The sequence below is a fragment of the Pusillibacter faecalis genome, from assembly GCF_018408705.1.
GTDB classification, from domain to species: domain Bacteria; phylum Bacillota; class Clostridia; order Oscillospirales; family Oscillospiraceae; genus Oscillibacter; species Oscillibacter faecalis.
In genome coordinates this window covers 64,150-81,407 of record NZ_AP023421.1, presented here as the reverse complement: position 1 = coordinate 81,407, position 17,258 = coordinate 64,150, and the positions used below count along the sequence as shown (strand labels likewise).

Here is a 17,258-nt window from a genome sequence, read left to right as displayed (position 1 = left end):
AGCACTCCATCAAAAATAATGCCAGCGTGAGAGCGCTGCAACATGACTCGCCGTGCTCGAGGCTCACATAGGATCGGGTATCCATGCAGAAAAGTGTTGCCATTTCAGCTTGTGTCAGGTCTCGTTCCGTTCTGATTCGTGAAATCCAGTCACAGAAGATTCTTTTTAAAATATTTGCATATAGGGTTCTCACGGTAAGCACTCCTTTTCGAAAGAATTTATGAAAATTCTAATGAAGAGTTGAGGTATGTACCATGAGGCATACACCAAAAAATCCCAGGAATTCACAAATTTCGCCAATTTTTAGTTCCCAGATGAACTAAGAAAATAGGAGACCTCCTTTCAGCGACTTTGACAGCAAAATAAGATGGACCGAAACTTGCCTCATCGCTTTCCATCCGACGCCGTCTATGGCAGAGATTGGAAAGTCTTGGATGTGGAATGTACGGTGATGGTTTTTTAGACACTTCCTACCGCCAAAAAGCTGCTTAAAAAGGGCTGCTGCTCATACCTTCTCAGCAGGCTTACCAATGCGTGTGGCTTTTGGAATGAGGCTCCGCCAGGCTATGATACCCCCTGCCAACAGCCAGTGGACACCCATACTTCCTCCCGCTTCACCTCCCCTCCGCTCCTGGACTAATAAAGATCTCCCATTTTTACCGTCCCTTTTCTCTCACAAAAGCGCAGCCTGCTGATAACCATAATTTTATCATTTACAGCCTATATAGTGGAATGCAAAACGAATTTGACTTCTTCCTAAGTGAAAGGGCGAGAGCCGGAAAAAGAAAAGTGGATGTCAGTAAGACACCCACTCACAAATCATGATTATTTATTGATTGCCGTTCAACTCGCTGATCGCAAGGCATGGCCAATCAGCAATCCAATGTAAAATCTGGAATGGATCATATCCCCCCAAACAGTACGCGAAGCCAAGCATTTTTCATTGTTACTTCCTTGAATTGTGATTTGTACCAAATATACAGGAATCTTTCAACGCTGTCAATAAATCCGAACATATGGCCCATGCGTTCGGGTTTATTCGTGTTTGGTCTGAGCGTCGCTAAAGAACCTGGAAAAATACATGAAAACAGTGGTCTGCCAGCAGCAAGAGGTTTTTATCCAGAAAAAGAAAGTCGAAAAGCTGCCGCTTATAAAAACTTGCGGATGTCTACAGCAAGCTGCTCTTCCAAATTGATGAGACGTTTCGCAATATCCTTTGAAACTTCATCTGCTGCCTCATATTGGTTCAGATACTTGTTCAGCGATTTGACACCCATATTACAGCCGTCTGTCATCAGGTCTGCAATAGTCTGATCGGAGTTATCCATGCCCATTTTCATGTTGGTTTTAATCCAAGACATCCCCTTGGCAATGGGGGTTGGCTCTTTTCCATCATCATGGTACTTTTCCAGTAGGGTCTGAATCTCATTCTTTAGCTGTTCATGTTTCTTTTTACACTCCGTCAGATATTGTTCAAGCGCTCTGCTGCGCACTTGATCAAGAACATCGTCAATGGATGCGACCCCCATTTTAACGCCTGCATCACATTCTCGAAGCAGTTTTATCGTGTCCTGTTCAATCATAGAAATTCGCCCCCCTTTAATAAGATAAAGTTAGTCTGCACAGTTTTCCATTCCTTATTCCCTGACCTAACACCCAAGCTAGAACCATATTGACACCTATTTCTTGGTTAGACACCACACAGAGCATAAGGCACATAAAAAGTAAACCGACAGGTTTCGATAAGAAACCTGTCGGTTTTGGATCGGAGCGTAATTATAGGATCTGGGAAAGTCTAGTCATATCAATGGTTGTAAGTAGTCGGCAAGAGGATTTTATCCCCCAAAAAATGTCCTCACTTTTCAAGTATTGCCCTTTTAGGTCTAGTTGCACCAAGGTAATTAGTTATTTCTAAATCCATGATTGATACTGAAGAAATGAGCATATAGAAATAATTAAGGAACAAAAGAATGTGCTCTTTTGCATAGCCTACCTCATGTGGCAATATACACTCATTTTTGAAAATATCTTTTTCATAATTAAAATACGCATGGTACATTGGGTGCTTGCCATCAAAATAAAGGAGGCAAAAGTTATCAATATTTAAAATCATATTATGAAAAAGCGACTTGTCAATTTCTTTGTATATATCAGAAAATACATCATTAATTTCTTTTTCTATATCTATTTCTATGCTTTCACAAATCAAAAAAGTCGCCATTTGATCACGGACTTTTAACTTCGGATCAAAGGCACTTTCGCCCTTATAATCCTTAAAGATATATGGATTATTACCTATATCATTTCTGAGGTCTTTAACCTTTGACAATTTAATTAAAGCCTCTTTTAATGTGGATTTTGTCAACTTAGACTTCGCTTCTATAACGCCCACAACACATTCAACAGGGAAAAATTTTTGTTCTCCATTTTCTATAATTGGAGTGTGCTCCTTGTCGTATATAATTATATCACATTGGGAGCTAATTCGGTCTTTACTGGTAATGATAAAACCGTTTCCAACGGCCAAGCGAGTTGGCAAAAATGGTTTTAGAAAGTCTCCAATTATTTTTTCTCGATATGTTCCAAATTCCCCTGGATGAATCATTTTTCCATTGTTATCAACAAATATTTGCCGAGAAAGATTAATATAGTCATTCTCAAATTGTTCTATTTTTGCTTCAACTAATTTCAGAAAAATATTATTCACCTCAATCGCACCCTTTCTGCCTAAGTATGTCACAGATATAAAGAAAAATCGACAAGCTTCAAAAGAAACTTGTCGATTTTGGTCCGAGTGGCGAGACTTGAACTCACGACCCCTTGACCCCCAGTCAAGTGCGCTACCAACTGCGCTACACCCGGTTGTCCATCACTTAAATTCAGCTTGTATAGTTTACCATGGCTTTCCTAAAAATGCAAGTCCTTTTTCTCTTTTTTTCATTTTTCTTTTTACATCTCCCGGCAGCCATACAAAACAAATGTCCTATAGGCTGCCGGGAGATGAAGCGCGACGCGGGAGGTCCTGGGAACGCCTACTCCTTTGGCAAGCTGTTCAGATAGTAAATAAACTGCTGTGCGGTGCGGCCAGAGAAGCCGCCGTGCCGAACCTCCCAAGTGTTGGCCTGTGCCAGCAGCTCCGCCTCGTTCATGTGGATGCCCTGGCGGGCGGCCAGCACCTTGACCATCTCCTGGTACTCCCTCTGCTTGGGCACGCTGTAATGGATCGCCACGCCAAAGCGGCTGGCCAGAGACAGCTTTTCCTCCATGGTATCGGAGCGGTGGATGTCACCGTGGTGTTCCATGTCTGTCCGGTCATTCCAGGTCTCCCGGATCAGGTGACGGCGGTTAGAGGTGGCATAGACCAGTACATTGTCCGGGCGGGTCTCAACACCGCCTTCAATCACCGCCTTCAGAAACTTGTACTCCACCTCGTTCTCTTCAAAGGAGAGATCGTCGATGAAGATAATAAAGCGGTAATTTCGGTTCTTAATCTCTGCTAAAACTGCAGACAGGTCCCGAAACTGATGCTTGTAAAGTTCAATCATCCGCAGCCCGCAGTCGTAGTACTCATTGATTAACGCCTTGACACTGGTAGATTTTCCGGTACCGGCATCTCCATAGAGCAGGACGTTGTTAGCCGTCTTTCCGGCCAGGAACGCCTCCGTATTCCGCCGTAACTCCCGCTTTTGCAGTTCATAACCCAGAAGGTCGTCCAGCGTCACTCGGTCCACATTGCTGATGGGCAGGAAGATCGCCTCCCCCGCTTCCCGCCGGACACGGAAGGCTCGGTTCGCGGCGAACACGCCGTAGCCATAGCGGCGGTAATAGTCCGTTACCAGAGAGAACATCTCTTCTGCGTCCGCATCGGCCAAGCGGTGCCGAAGCTCCAGCACCTGGAGGCTGATGTCCCGGTTATAAGTGCGCTCCCGCTTAGGGAGCGCCTGATAGCTGCAGATGGTGGAGAAACAGTCAATCCCCAGATCCTGTTCAATAGGACCGAAATCGAAGTCAAATAGGCGGCGGAATACAGCAAGGTCTCCTTTTGCGAAGTGGTTCACACTGCCCTGCCCTGCTCCGGTCCGCTCACAGGTCTTGGTAAAGGAGTTTTGGTTGTTCATCAATACCCAGGTCAGATAGCACTGCCACAAGTTCTCGTCAAAGCCGCAGTCGGTGCTCAGGTCCAGAAGCCGTTTGATCTGGGCATAGATACGGCCCACCAGCTCGTCCCGGTCCGCGCCGTGCTCCCAGTCCCGGAAGATACCGGCCAGGCGGGTGAGGATCGCACCTTCCCCCAGGTCGCTATATAGCAGCAGGTGTGCGAGTTCACGATACATCAAGGTTCCCTCCCAAGGGCCCACTCTTTGTGGGCCTTGATTCACTGCCCCAGCATGGGGTACCGGGGCTCCGCCGCATCAGGTGGAGGCGGTGTCGGGGTCCGCATCGTCGCCCCAGAGCATGTTCTTGCGCAGCTCCGCGCCCACGACTTCCATGGGGTGGCGGGCCATCTGAGCGCGCTTAGCATTGAGGAAGGTGCGGCCAGTCTGGTTCTCTGCAATCCACTTGCCAGCAAAGACGCCGTCCTGAATATCTTTAAGCACTGCCCGCATGTTGGCCTTGGTCTGCTCATAGGGCAGCACACGGGTGCCGGATACGTACTCGCCATATTCGGCGGTGTCGGAGATGGAGTAGTTGCACATGGCGATGCCGCCCTTGTTGATGAGGTCGATGATCAGCTTCATCTCATGGATGCACTCGAAATAGGCATTTTCCGGGGCATAGCCCGCCTCCACTAGCGTTTCAAAGCCCAGCTTCATCAGCTCAATCACACCGCCGCACAGGACCGCCTGTTCACCGAAGAGGTCGGTCTCCGTCTCATCCTGGAACGTGGTCTCCATCACGCCGCCCCGGGCACCGCCGATGCCGGCGGCATAGGCAAGGCCGATATCCACAGCCTTGCCGGTGGCGTTCTGCTCCACCGCCAGCAGGCAGGGCACGCCCTTGCCGCCCACATACAGGGAGCGGACCGTGTGGCCAGGCCCCTTGGGGGCAATCATCAGCACGTCCACGTCCGCGGGAGGGACGATCTGCTTGAAGTGGATGTTAAAGCCGTGGGCAAACATCAGCGCATTGCCGGACTCCAGGTTGGGGGCGACATCCTCCTTGTAGACTTTCGCCTGAACCTCGTCGTTGATCAGCATCATCACCACGTCGCCCCATTTGGCCGCCTCAGCCACGGTCTTGACCTGCAGTCCCGCCTCCTCAGCAGCGGCCCAGTTCTTGCTGCCGGACCGCAGACCTACGCACACGTCGCAGCCGGACTCCTTCAGGTTCAGCGCGTGGGCGTGACCCTGGGAGCCATAGCCGATAATAGCGATCTTCTTACCGTCCAGTTTCCCTAAATCGCAGTCCTTCTCATAATACATGTTTGCCATAGTCATACTCCTCCTTCAATTTGTTGTCGTCGTAGATGGTATTTTTTCCTCGCTCAATGGCGATGGTACCCGTTTTTGCGATCTCCAGGATGCCGAAATCCGTCAGCATTCCAATCAGCGCTGTGATCTTGCTGTTGCTGCCGAAAATCCCCAGTGTCAGGGACTCACGGCTCACATCAATGACCTTGGCCCGAAAAATGTTGGCCAGCTGGATGACCTCGTCCCGGGCGCCCCGGTCCGCAGCCGCCACCTTCACCAGGGCGATCTCGCGCCGGATGGAGGTATCTTCGTCCAAGATTTTCACTGCCGTCACCGGCAACAGTTTACTGCACTGGGCGGCAATCTGCTCCAGCATGGTCTGGTCTGCCAGAATGCCGATGGTAATCCGGGTGATGCCCGGTTTATCCGTCTCGCCGGAGACGATGGACTCGATGTTATAGCCCTTGCGGGAGAAAAGTCGGGCCACCTGACTCAATACGCCGGGGATGTCCTGCACCAGAATGCACAGGGTATAGAGCTTGCGCTCTGTGTCTGCCTGCCGTTTCAAATTCCTCTCTCCTTTCAGCTCAGCAGAAAATCCGTAATGGGTGATCCAGCGGCCACCATGGGCCGGACCATCTCATCCATGTCCAACACACAGTCAATTACCGCGCCGGTCCCAGCCGCGAGAGCCTGGTCCAGCGCCTGGACCATCTCCGCCTGACTGCGTACCCGAAAGCCCCGAATCCCATAGGCCTCAGCCAGTTTCACAAAATCTGGCCCCCGGTCCAGCGTTGTCTGGGAGTAGCGCTTGCCATAGATCAAATTCTGCCACTGGCGCACCATGCCCAGCGTGCCGTTATTGAACACGACGGAGATGATGGGCAGCCCATAGTGTTCTACCGTGCAAAGCTCATGACAGTTCATGCGGAAGCACCCATCTCCCGTAATGTGGAATACCTGTTTGTCCGGATTGCCCATTTGGGCGCCGATCGCCGCGCCCAGACCAAAGCCCATGGTGCCGAAACCGCCGCTGGTGAGCAGCTGTCCGGGATATGTAAAGTGGAGATATTTCGCAGCCCACATCTGGTGTTGTCCCACATCGGTTGCCACAATTGCATCCCGGGGCATTCGCTGGCGGATGGTCTCCAACACCTGCTGTGGAGTCAGCCGTGCGTCTGTCCCCGCCGCAGAGGGCGCCCGCATAGGAAGAATCCGTGCCTTCCACTCCGGGTGGTGATACTGGGACATTCCCTCATTAAGCAGCGTCAGTACCCGGCGGGCCGAGCCGATAATGTGGTGATCTGTCGTCACATTCTTGTCGATCTCTGCCCGGTCCACGTCAATCTGCACGATTTTTGCCTGGGCAGCAAAGGTAGCTGGGTCCAGGGCCACCCGGTCCGAGAAACGGCAGCCCACGGCAATCAGGAGATCGCATTCGTTACAGGCCACATTGGAAGCACGAGAACCGTGCATGCCGATCATGCCGGTGGTGAGAGGATGGTCGCCCGGGAATCCACCGCCGCCCATCAGCGTGATGGCAACAGGCGCGTCCAGCTTTTCCGCAAATGCCCGGAATTCCTGATGTGCGCGGCCCCGCACCACGCCGCCGCCGCACAGCAGCAGCGGCCGCTCCGCCTGGGCAATCATCTGCCGCAGGATTTCAATGTCGTGATCGTCCGGCTCCGGCTTTTTCGGCTCATGGCTGCCGGTCAGGACGCGGAGACTCTCGCTCTGACGGTTCTCCCGCCAGGGAATAAAGGTATAGTCCACCTCTTGGTCCGCCGCTGTCACATTTTTCAAGAAATCGATCAGCACCGGACCGGGCCGGCCAGTAGCGGCAACGGCAAAGGCCTGGCGCATCACGTCCGGGATCTGCCGGGCGTCCCGTACCAAAAAGGTGGCCTTGGTGATGGGCATGGCAATGCCGGTGATATCCACCTCCTGGAAGGCATCCTTTCCCAAGAGGTTTTCCCCCACGTTGCAGGTAATGAATACCACTGGGGATGAATCCAGGTATGCGGTGGCAATGCCGGTGGTAAGGTTGGTTGCGCCGGGACCGGAGGTTGCAAAGCACACCCCCACCTTTCCCGTGGATCTGGCATAGCCATCCGCCGCGTGAGCCGCTCCCTGCTCATGGGCTGTGAGAATATGGCGAATCCTGTCCTGGTAACGGTACAGCTCGTCGTAGACATTCAGAATCGTACCGCCGGGATATCCGAATACCGTATCGACTCCCTGCTCCAGCAGACATTCCATGATGGCCTGCGTTGCGCGGATTTTCAAGATACATTCCTCCTCATATGTGTTGACTCCAAGCGAACTATTATATTTTGCCGCCTCCTTTTTGCAGAGCGACCATACCGGTGCGGACCACCTCCAGGATATGGAAGGGGCGCATCAGTTCCTCAAAGGTGTTGACCCGATCCGGGGTGTCTGAGACCTCAATGGTGATGGAATTGGGAGATAGGTCTGCCACCTTGGCACCGCAGAGATTGCAGATGGTCATAATATCGCTCCGGGTGCGGGTGTTGGCACTGACCTTGAGAATCATCAGCTCCCGGCCGATCATGCTGGCCTCATCCAGAGTGCGGACCTTGATGACCTCCACCAGCTTGTTGAGCTGCTTTTCCACCTGTTCCACCACACTGTTTCCGCTGTCTACAATGATGGTGATGCGGGAGACGGAGGGATCGTCAGTAACGCCCACAGCCAGTGAATCAATATTGAAGGCCCGGCGGGAAAAAAGACTGGTAATGCGGTTCAGCACGCCGGCCTGATTCTCCACCAGGACAGAGATTGTCTGCTGCATCGTGTGCCTCCTTACTTAGTCATTGGTGGTAACGTCAGGGTCTACCCGGACGATCAGCAGGCAGCTGCCCGGCTGATTGAGGAAGCGGTCCAGCGCGTCTTCCACCTGGGCTTCCCTGTCTGCCCGGATGCTGGGAATCCCGTAGGCTGCGGCAATAGCGGCGTAATCCGGGCTACCCTCCAGGCTGACGCCAAAGGAGCCATGGTAGGGCGGGGTATTTTGAATCTGACGCACCAGACCCAAAACGCCGTTGTCCAGCAGGAGAATTTTTAGGTCCAGGTTTCTGGTCCGGACGGCGGCCAGCTCGTTCATAGACATCTGGAAAGAACCGTCGCCGCAGATCACCATCGCCTGACGGCTGGAATCGGCCACCTTCACCCCCACGGCAGCAGGCAATGCGTAGCCCATGGTACCAAGGCCCCCGCTGGTGAGAAAGCGGCCGCCGCCCAGCCACAGGTGCTTACATGCCCACAGCTGATTCTGACCCACGTCCACACAGATGGCGGCATTCGGCCGCAGCCGCTGGCCCAGCAGCCGCAGCAGGCGGCCGGGGGACACGCTGCCCTCTCGGACCGGATACTCCCGGTCCAGCTCCTGGGCCCGGCGCTCCCGCAGCTGTGCCAGCCAGGGGGCGCAGTGGGTAGTTAAGTCCCGCTCCAGCAGCTGTTGAAGAATGACCCGGACATTGCCCACCAGGGGAATCTCTGTCTGGATGTTCTTCCCAATCTCCGCCGGGTCCACGTCAATATGGATGGAGGGCATCCGGCGCTGAATCTCCTGGGGAGAAAAGATTGCCCGGTCGGCGGCCCGTGTGCCGATCATGATCAGCAAGTCCGACTTGGCCAATGCCTTGTTGGCACAGGCGTTGCCGTGGGTCCCGATCATCCCCATATTCAGAGGGTGGTCTGAGGGCAGCAGGGACAATCCCATCATCGTGGTAACTACTGGAATCCGGGTCCGTGCAGCGAAGGTCTCAAGTTCCAGCAAGGCGTTGGAGAGAAACACACCACCTCCGGCGCAGATCACCGGCCGCTGGGCTGTGGCAATGGCGTTGACCACATGAGTAATCTGTTTGTCGTTGCCCCGGACGCTGGGGTGATAGCCCCGAATGTTAACCTCCTCTGGAAATACCGGATCAAATACCACTTGCTCCTGAACATCAATGGGGACGTCAATCAGTACCGGTCCAGGGCGGCCAGTGGAGGCGATGTGGAAGGACTCACTGATGATCCGGGGCAGCTCTGCCGCGTCCTTGACCAGATAGCTGTGCTTGGAGAAAGCGGAGGCAGCGCCGGTGATGTCCACTTCCTGGAAGATATCCCGCCCCAGCAGGTGGGAGGGTACCTGACCGGTGAAGGCCACCAGGGGAATGGAGTCCATGTAGGCAGTAGCAATGCCTGTGAGGAGGTTTGTGGCTCCAGGGCCGGAAGTGACGATGCAAACGCCTGTTTTTCCAGAAATTCTGGCATAGCCTGAGGCCATGTGAGCGGCATTTTGCTCATTGCGGACCAGCGTGTAATCCAGCTGTGGCGTATCTCGCAGTACGTCGGCCAAAGGGCAGATGGTAGCCCCAGCGTAACCGAAGAGCTTTTCTACGCCTTCACGCAGCATCCCCTCCACCAAAATTTGTGCGCCCGTCATTTCCATAAAATACGCCTCCTTTTGTTTTGGATGTGCTGCCGGCAATGGGCAGACAACTATAAAAACGCCTGTGACCTTTGTCGGGCCACAGGCGTTTTGCTGATTCGTTGGGATTATGGTATCAACGGGTATAAAAACGAAAACTCCCAGCGTGCTCTCGTGCATGACCAGACGCACTATTCTTTTTTTGCGCAACTACTACCAGCGCAATAATCAGAATAATGTACAGGCTAATCATGGAAATCAGAGCAAACAGCATGGAGAAACCTCTTTGTCTTGATAAATTTGCTTTATTATACAAAGTCATTTTTCAAAAAACAACCCCTAAATTTTTTAGGCTTTGCATTTTTGTCTGTTTGTCACGAAATAGAATTTCATTCCAACATTCCCTTATACAAAAACACGGAAAATAGGCGGCATGGCTCCTTTCTGAAAGCTATATAAACGTCCCCAAGTCTTTGACTGTCTCCACAAATCTCTTCACATCCTCCCGTGGGTGCAGGGCATAGAGCAGGCCATATGGAATGCTGTAGGACCATTGGACCGGGATCGTGACCAGTGCCGGATGTACATCCTTCCAGCACTCCAGCGTAAGTAAAACGTTCTCCGTTTCCGCACAGCGGTTAAAGACGGAAATATCATAAAAATGCGGGGTATCTTCCAGCCGGATCGCCGGATGGTTGCGCCGGAGATCGTTGCGGATAAAATCATTGGTGCCGGAATCCCCCTCTGCTACCATCATCAGTGTCTCTCCATATAGATCAGAGAGCTCTAGACACTCCTTCCCCGCTAAACGGTGCTCTCTGGACACCGCGCACATTTTAGGATAACGCCCCAGAGGAAACATATTGCACTGATCCAGCCACCTCCTGGAGTCACACACGCCGATCAGAAAATCAAACTTTTCTCCCAACCGTGCAATCTCTGCAAGGATACCCTCATGATTGTCTTCATAAGGGACCAAATGCAGCTTATAATTGGGAAATTCCCGGCTGACCTGATACCATAGCTCCATGAAAGGCCTTGCCGGATTGAGCATGGAAGTCCCCACACAAAATGTTCGGCTGTCTGTCTCCATCTTCTGGCGGGCATTAGCGATAGACCGCCTGGAATAGTCCAGAAGAAACTTTGCGTCCTGATAAATCACCTCCCCTGCCGCTGTCAGACGCACTCCGGCGGGTGATCTCTCCAACAGGATCAGGTCCAAATGCTTTTCCAGCGCGTTGATCTGTTTCATCACCGCTGTGGGAGAAAGATACAGGCTCTCTGCTGCCTTTGTAAAACTGCCGCACTCCGCCACGCGGACAAAGGCTTTCAGATTAGAATTCAGCATACAGCTCCCCCTATAAACTATTTGTTTATAGAAGCATAACTGTTTGGAGATTCCCTGTCAAGAAAAAAGGGCTTATCATACCAGTATATTCTATGGATAGGAGGTGGCTTAACGTGGCTGATCTGATCGCGTTTTTTTCCAGAAATGGTCAAAACTACGTCAGAGGCATGGTTCAAGACCTCGCTGTTGGAAACACGGAGGTTGTGGCCGGTATCATTCAACGGTTGACAGGTGCAGAGCTGTTCAAACTGGAACCTCTGCAGGAATATTCCAGAAACTACAAGGAGTGTATTGCTCAGGCTCAGGCGGACCAGCAGCGAAATGCCAGGCCAGAGCTGAAGCGTTGTCCTGAATCACTTCGTGAATATGAAACCATCTATTTGGGCTATCCCAACTATTGGAGCACTATGCCTATGGTGGTATTCACCTTTCTGGAGCGCTATGACTTTACCGGGAAAACTATCCGTCCCTTCTGCACTCATGAGGGCAGTGGACTCGGAAGCAGCGAACAGGATATCCGCCGGCTGTGTCCCGGCGCCAAGGTAGAGCCAGGCCTTGCGGTCCAGGGCGGCAGTGTACGGCATGCAGAACCGGCGATTCGGGCATGGTTGAAGCAATCATAAAAAACGGGAGGCTTTTATGGAATTTACAACCCTGAAAAATGGTGTGAGGATGCCCTTAGAAGGCTTTGGTGTCTTTCAGGTTCCGGACGCGGCCCTGTGCGAACAATCTGTCACCTACGCACTGAGCGCCGGCTATCGACTGATTGATACCGCTGCCGCCTATTTCAATGAGGCGGCCGTGGGTGCGGCCATCCGCAAAAGCGGCATCCCCCGTGAGGAGCTGTTTATTACCACGAAGCTGTGGATTCAGGACCAGGGATATGCACATGCAAAACAGGCGTTTGAAGCCTCTATGGAAAACCTGGGTCTGGATTACCTGGACCTCTACTTGATTCACCAGCCTCTGGGAGATTATTATGGCTCCTGGCGGGCCATGGAGGAGCTATACAAGGCCGGCAGAATCCGGGCCATCGGCGTTTGCAATTTCTATCCGGAACGGCTGGTGGATCTATGTTTGAACGTGGAGATCCCACCCATGGTAAATCAGGTGGAGCTGCATCCCTTCTTTCAACAGACCAAGGCACTCGATACCATGCGGGAGTTCAGCGTCCAGCCGGAGGCATGGGGCCCCTTGGCGGAGGGAAACCACGGTATTTTCACTCACAAGCTGCTGACGGATATCGGCAGGAAATACGGCAAAACCGCCGCGCAGACTGCTCTGCGTTGGAACACGCAGCGGGGTGTGGTCATTATCCCAAAATCCACCCATCCGGAACGGATGTCCGAAAATCTGGACATTTGGGATTTTACCCTAGCGGACGAGGACATGTCCGCCATCTCTGCCCTGGACCTGGGCCACAGTGAGATCATTGACCACTCCACAGCGCAGACCGCCAAATACCTCAACAGCTGGAAAATCCACGACTGATCATCAGATTTGTTGTTCCCTATATGTGCTTGAAAAACAGGAGATTCAATCATATGAATGAGAAAATGCCAATTCCCAACACTATTTTTCCAATTGGAGAGAAAAACACCGCATATGCACAGTACTTTGTAGGTCAAAGCTACCTGAACATGCTTACTACCAAGGGCCTTCCCATCGGGAACGTTACCTTTGAACCCGGATGCCGGAACAACTGGCATATCCACCATGCCAGGTCTGGAGGCGGACAAATTCTCCTTTGTACGACAGGGCGCGGTTACTACCAGGCCTGGGGAAAAGCTCCCCAGGAACTCCATCCCGGCGACGTGGTGGTGATCCCAGCCGGGGTCAAGCACTGGCACGGAGCTGCCCCGAACTGTTGGTTTTCCCACCTGGCTATAGAGATCCCCGGTGAGGATACCCACAGCGAGTGGCTGGAACCTGTCAGTAATCAGACATATCACCCCCTGCCATAAATACATCTGAAGACAGCTCTTCCTATCCGGTATTTGGAGAATGAGACACCATCAGGAGGAATCAGACATGACAAGCACCGCGAAAAAAAACTGGAAACGCATGTTTTCAGGCCCTGCATCCGGACTGCTGGAAACAGATCCGGAATTTGCCCAGTTCTTTGCTGACTTTGCCTTTGACGAGGTTCCCCTTCAGGACGATCTGGATGACCGCAGCCGCATGATGGCAATTCTTGCCGCCCTGATCGGAAGTCAGAGTACAGAGACGTTTGAAGCCATGCTTCCGGCCGCTCTCGGTCTGGGCGTCACCCCGGTTGAGGCCAGAGAGATCGTCTATCAGGCGGCAGCCTATCTTGGCATTGGCAGGACGCTTCCCTTTCTGCAGGCCGCTAACCGGGTGTTTACTGCTCAAGGCATCTCCCTGCCACTGCCAGCGCAGTCCACAACTTCCCCGGATATCCGTTTGGAACAGGGCGAGCAGGTCCAGGTGGATATCTTTGGAGAACAGATGCGTGAATTTTCCAAGTCCGGCCCAGAGGAGAGCCGCCACATCAATCGGTGGCTTTCATCCAACTGTTTTGGTGACTATTACACCCGGACTGGCCTTGATAACCGCCAGCGTGAGATGATCACCTTTTGCCTCCTGGCCGCCCAGGGTGGATGTGAGCCTCAGCTGATTTCCCATGCTGCCGCAAACATACGCATTGGGAACCGGCGCCCCTTTCTTGTCAAAGTCATCTCGCAATGCCTGCCCTACATCGGTTACCCCCGCAGTCTGAATGCATTGCAGTGCCTTCGTAAGGCAGTTGAGCAGTAAACCGGTGCCCAGGCTGTCACCCTTGCTATCCATCCAGAATAGAATGGGATACATTCTATGAATCTGGAGGTATCCGCAATGGAATCTACTCCCAACGAGATGGTAACGCTTAATGCCTGTATTTTGCGGGTTTGCTGCTGCGATCTTTTGTGCTGCGACCTCTGCACATCCCAGCAGGTACTTGTCCATACGCAAGACGCCTGCTGTTTCCGTGTAGGGGAACACGTTTGCATCGAATATAATGGCGTGATGACCAATAGTCTTCCGCCTCAGATTACCGCCACATGCATCCGCCGGATGTCCTGTTGCTGCTGACATGTCCTGTATAGAGCCAAGGCCGCTGCGTTGCAGCGGCCTTGGCTGCATAATCCCTGTGTTGCATTTCCTTCATTTCGGAAAAATCCAGGAAGCGCAGGGCGGCACCTATTTTCTCTGCCATGCGCCAGCACATTTTTTCTAACAGTCCCACTCTGCATTCTTGAAGCATGGGTGCTAGTCAGCATCTATGCTCCTTGGAAACAGGTCTTTTTATATTTGCATCTCTGATATATTCTAACCAGAGGTGTGACTGCATCATGAAAACCGTCTCATAGAGGCTGTCTATGTGGTCATACCTGCTTGGCTGCAAAATAACACCACTCAGCTCGCCCGGCACCTTTCGAAACCTCCAGAATCTATTTTCTCACACAACTTTCAGATACCAGATTCTGAAGCAGTAAGATTCACAAAAACGCCCCATGAAAATTAAGGAAGATGGCTTGACTTTTGAGAAGGGATTGAGTATGATAGAAAGTATCAAAGTGGTCATACCACGCAGCTGGCTCTGTAGGATGAGATTCAAAAATTGATGAAAGAGGTGCTTTACAATGGGCAACAAGAAAAAGATGACAGTTTTGGATTTCCAGAAGTACAAGGACGAGGGCCGCAAGTTCTCCTTCGTAACGGCCTACGACTACACCACCGCTAGCATTGTCAACGAGAGTGACTGCGAGATCATCCTGGTGGGCGACTCCCTGGGCATGATTATGCTGGGCTACAACACGACGGTGCCTGTGACGGTGGACGACATGATCCACCACATCCGCCCGGTGGTCAAGGGCGCTCCGGACACCTTCATCATCGGAGATATGCCGTTTGGCTCCTACAACGTCAGCAAGGAGCAGGCCATTGAGACAGCCAACCGGATCACCAAGGAGACCCTGTGCGACTGCGTGAAGCTGGAGGGCGGCGCGAACATGGCTCCCACGATCCGCGCGATGGTGGACGCCGGCATCAATGTGATGGGCCACATCGGTATGACCCCGCAGACCGCCACCTCTTTCGGCGGCTTTAAGGTGCAGGGCGGCACGCCTGAGTCTGCCCGGAAGCTGATTGAGGACGCCAAGGCTCTGGAGGCCGCGGGCGTGTTCGCCATGGTTGTGGAGTGCGTTCCCAGCGTGGTGGCCAAGGCCATGCAGGAGGAAGTGCATGTGCCCATCCTGGGCATTGGCGCCGGTCCTTATGTGGACTGCCAGGTGCTGGTGACGCAGGACCTGCTGGGCATGTACGGCGACTTCAAGCCCAAGTTCGTCAAGCACTTCGCCAACATCCGCGCCGAGATGATCAAGGGCCTCAACCTCTTCCACGAGGAAACCCTCAGCGGCGCTTTCCCCACGCCCGAGTACTCCTTCAACAAGGCCGTGGAGATTCCCTCTGTTTACGGTCCCGGCAACAACTGAGATTTGCTTCTAAGGCCCGCGGTGGTTTTCCACCGCGGGCCTTCTTTCTGCCTTCTCTTCATAACATCCCGCCCCGAAGCCTTTCACCTCCGGCTGGTCTGATCTGTTTACAGCTGACAAAGCAGCTCCCTCAGGAAATGCCAGACCTTTTGGGTGCTGGAGATCGTCACATACTCGCCGGGAGAGTGCAGATTGCGTACATCCGGTCCCAGGGAAATCATATCCAGCTTTCTGGGCGCTTTCTCGCCCAGCTCGCCGCACTCCAGACCTGCGTGCAGGACCATGTACTTAGGCGCTTTTCCATAGAGTTTTTGGTAGAGCTCCCCACAGGTTTTTTTCACGCCGGAGTCCGGGTCGTACTCCCACTCCGGGCAGCAGGACATCACCTCATAGGTGGCGCCATGGAGCTCCGTCAAACGGCGGATATGGCAAAACATCTCCTCATACATGCTCTTCATGGAGCTTCTGGTCATGACGTGAATTACGGCCTGCTCCGCCTCCAGCCGGACCACGCCCAGGCTGACGGAGCTCTCCACAATATCCGGAAACTCCGGATTCATGCGGACAATCCCACTCTGGGTGAAGTAGAGATAGTTCAGAAGCCCATCCCTGCTGGCCTTGGTCAGCACCTGTCGGGCCGCGTCGGCAGCGGCACAGGTGATGGAGATGTCCGGGTCGGAGAAACGATACTCCTTGGCTACCACCGTCTGATAGGCGGCAGTCAGCTCCTCCACTTTCGCTACATCGCCGGCAGGCACGGCAATGATTGCCTCCGCCTCCCTGGGAATGGCGTTGTACTTCAGACCGCCCATGAAGTCCACCAGGGAGAGCGCCACAGATTCCTTCAGCGTATAGAGGAGGCGGCACAGCAGCTTGATGGAATTCGCCCGACAGCGATGAATATCCTCGCCGGAGTGTCCGCCCAGCAGTCCCCTGACGGAAATCCTCAGGGTGCTGACGTCAGCCGGAGCCGCCTCCCGCGCAATGGGAAGGAATACTTTGACAACAGGGCCTCCCGCGCAGCCGATGATAAAGACTCCTTCATCGTCAGAGTCCAGGTTTATTAAAGTGCTGCCTTGGAGCAGGCTACCGTCAAACGCCTCCACACCGGTCATACCCCGCTCCTCGTCCGCCGTACAGACAAATTCCAGCGCAGGATATTCCCGGCTTTTGTCCGCCAGTATCGCCAGGGCCAGGGCCACGCCAATGCCGTCGTCAGCGCCGAGGGTCGTATCCCTGGCAATGATCTTATCTCCCTCAATCTCAAAGGAAATAGGGTCTTTTGCAAAGTCGTGCTCCACGCCCGCGTTTTTCTCGCAGACCATATCCATATGTGCCTGCAAAATCACGCCGGCTCTGTCCTCAAAACCTTTGCCGGCAGACCGGCGCATGATGATGTTGTGTGCGTCGTCCGTCTGATACTCCAGGCCGTGGGCCTTGGCAAACTCCACCAGATAGGCACAGACGGCGGCCTCGTTTCCGGATTCACGAGGAATGCATGTTAAGTCCTCAAAATAGTGGAAAACCTCTTTGGGCTCCGTGTTCGCTAAGATTCTATCTTTCAT

The 17,258-nt window shown here is 53.0% G+C and carries 16 protein-coding genes and 1 tRNA gene; 6 read left to right on the top strand and 11 right to left on the bottom strand.

Going from position 1 to position 17,258, the window contains the following annotated elements; all coding sequences use genetic code 11:
• Nucleotides 1–1,148 precede the first annotated feature (1,148 nt).
• The 10 genes from KJS55_RS14980 to KJS55_RS14935 all read right to left on the bottom strand — a co-directional run bounded on the left by KJS55_RS14980 (nt 1,149) and on the right by KJS55_RS14935 (nt 11,197).
• A complete protein-coding gene (locus KJS55_RS14980; protein WP_213543745.1) occupies nt 1,149–1,583 on the bottom strand; it encodes a hypothetical protein in 435 nt (144 codons plus the stop codon).
• A 272-nt stretch (nt 1,584–1,855) separates the two neighbouring features.
• Nucleotides 1,856–2,707 (bottom strand): DUF6602 domain-containing protein, encoded by an 852-nt coding sequence (locus tag KJS55_RS14975; protein WP_213543744.1) that lies wholly within the window; start codon nt 2,705–2,707, stop codon nt 1,856–1,858.
• A gap of 79 nt (nt 2,708–2,786) precedes the next feature.
• A tRNA-Pro gene (locus KJS55_RS14970) sits at nt 2,787–2,862 on the bottom strand.
• A gap of 170 nt (nt 2,863–3,032) precedes the next feature.
• Nucleotides 3,033–4,334: an ATP-binding protein gene (locus tag KJS55_RS14965; protein WP_213543743.1), complete on the bottom strand. Its 1,302-nt coding sequence runs from the start codon at nt 4,332–4,334 to the stop codon at nt 3,033–3,035.
• Nucleotides 4,335–4,412: 78 nt separating this feature from the next.
• A complete protein-coding gene (gene ilvC / locus KJS55_RS14960; protein WP_187028702.1) occupies nt 4,413–5,432 on the bottom strand; it encodes a ketol-acid reductoisomerase in 1,020 nt (339 codons plus the stop codon).
• Nucleotides 5,413–5,979: an acetolactate synthase small subunit gene (gene ilvN, locus KJS55_RS14955; RefSeq protein WP_187028704.1), complete on the bottom strand. Its 567-nt coding sequence runs from the start codon at nt 5,977–5,979 to the stop codon at nt 5,413–5,415. The genes ilvC and ilvN (KJS55_RS14955) overlap by 20 nt, the downstream gene beginning before the upstream one ends.
• Before the next feature lie 14 nt (nt 5,980–5,993).
• Nucleotides 5,994–7,697, bottom strand: coding sequence for a biosynthetic-type acetolactate synthase large subunit (gene ilvB / locus KJS55_RS14950; protein ID WP_213543742.1), 1,704 nt, complete (start codon nt 7,695–7,697; stop codon nt 5,994–5,996).
• A 40-nt stretch (nt 7,698–7,737) separates the two neighbouring features.
• Nucleotides 7,738–8,223 carry an acetolactate synthase small subunit gene (gene ilvN / locus KJS55_RS14945; protein WP_187028708.1) on the bottom strand — a complete coding sequence of 162 codons (486 nt, stop codon included), beginning with the start codon at nt 8,221–8,223 and terminating at the stop codon, nt 7,738–7,740.
• Nucleotides 8,224–8,238: 15 nt separating this feature from the next.
• On the bottom strand, nt 8,239–9,870 hold the full coding sequence (gene ilvB, locus KJS55_RS14940) for a biosynthetic-type acetolactate synthase large subunit (protein WP_213543741.1): 1,632 nt from the start codon (nt 9,868–9,870) through the stop codon (nt 8,239–8,241).
• A gap of 430 nt (nt 9,871–10,300) precedes the next feature.
• Nucleotides 10,301–11,197, bottom strand: a complete 897-nt coding sequence (locus tag KJS55_RS14935) for a LysR family transcriptional regulator (protein ID WP_187028712.1) — start codon at nt 11,195–11,197, stop codon at nt 10,301–10,303.
• A 113-nt stretch (nt 11,198–11,310) separates the two neighbouring features.
• On the opposite strand from KJS55_RS14935, the gene KJS55_RS14930 reads away from it, so the two are divergent.
• The 6 genes from KJS55_RS14930 to panB all read left to right on the top strand — a co-directional run bounded on the left by KJS55_RS14930 (nt 11,311) and on the right by panB (nt 15,693).
• Nucleotides 11,311–11,820, top strand: coding sequence for a flavodoxin (locus tag KJS55_RS14930; RefSeq protein WP_187028714.1), 510 nt, complete (start codon nt 11,311–11,313; stop codon nt 11,818–11,820).
• 16 nt (nt 11,821–11,836) lie between these two features.
• On the top strand, nt 11,837–12,688 hold the full coding sequence (locus KJS55_RS14925) for an aldo/keto reductase (RefSeq protein WP_187028716.1): 852 nt from the start codon (nt 11,837–11,839) through the stop codon (nt 12,686–12,688).
• Nucleotides 12,689–12,741: 53 nt separating this feature from the next.
• Nucleotides 12,742–13,161 carry a cupin domain-containing protein gene (locus KJS55_RS14920; protein ID WP_228300576.1) on the top strand — a complete coding sequence of 140 codons (420 nt, stop codon included), beginning with the start codon at nt 12,742–12,744 and terminating at the stop codon, nt 13,159–13,161.
• A gap of 67 nt (nt 13,162–13,228) precedes the next feature.
• The gene (locus KJS55_RS14915; RefSeq protein ID WP_228300575.1) at nt 13,229–13,975 is read left to right on the top strand and encodes a carboxymuconolactone decarboxylase family protein; all 747 of its coding nucleotides are present in this window, start codon (nt 13,229–13,231) and stop codon (nt 13,973–13,975) included.
• A gap of 78 nt (nt 13,976–14,053) precedes the next feature.
• Nucleotides 14,054–14,290, top strand: a complete 237-nt coding sequence (locus tag KJS55_RS14910; protein ID WP_187028718.1) for a hypothetical protein — start codon at nt 14,054–14,056, stop codon at nt 14,288–14,290.
• A gap of 551 nt (nt 14,291–14,841) precedes the next feature.
• A complete protein-coding gene (gene panB / locus KJS55_RS14905) occupies nt 14,842–15,693 on the top strand; it encodes a 3-methyl-2-oxobutanoate hydroxymethyltransferase (RefSeq protein ID WP_187028720.1) in 852 nt (283 codons plus the stop codon).
• 107 nt (nt 15,694–15,800) lie between these two features.
• Here the strand turns inward: panB and KJS55_RS14900 are convergent, their stop codons facing one another.
• Entirely contained in the window at nt 15,801–17,258 is a 1,458-nt protein-coding gene (locus KJS55_RS14900; RefSeq protein ID WP_213543739.1) for an aminoacyl-histidine dipeptidase, read from the bottom strand.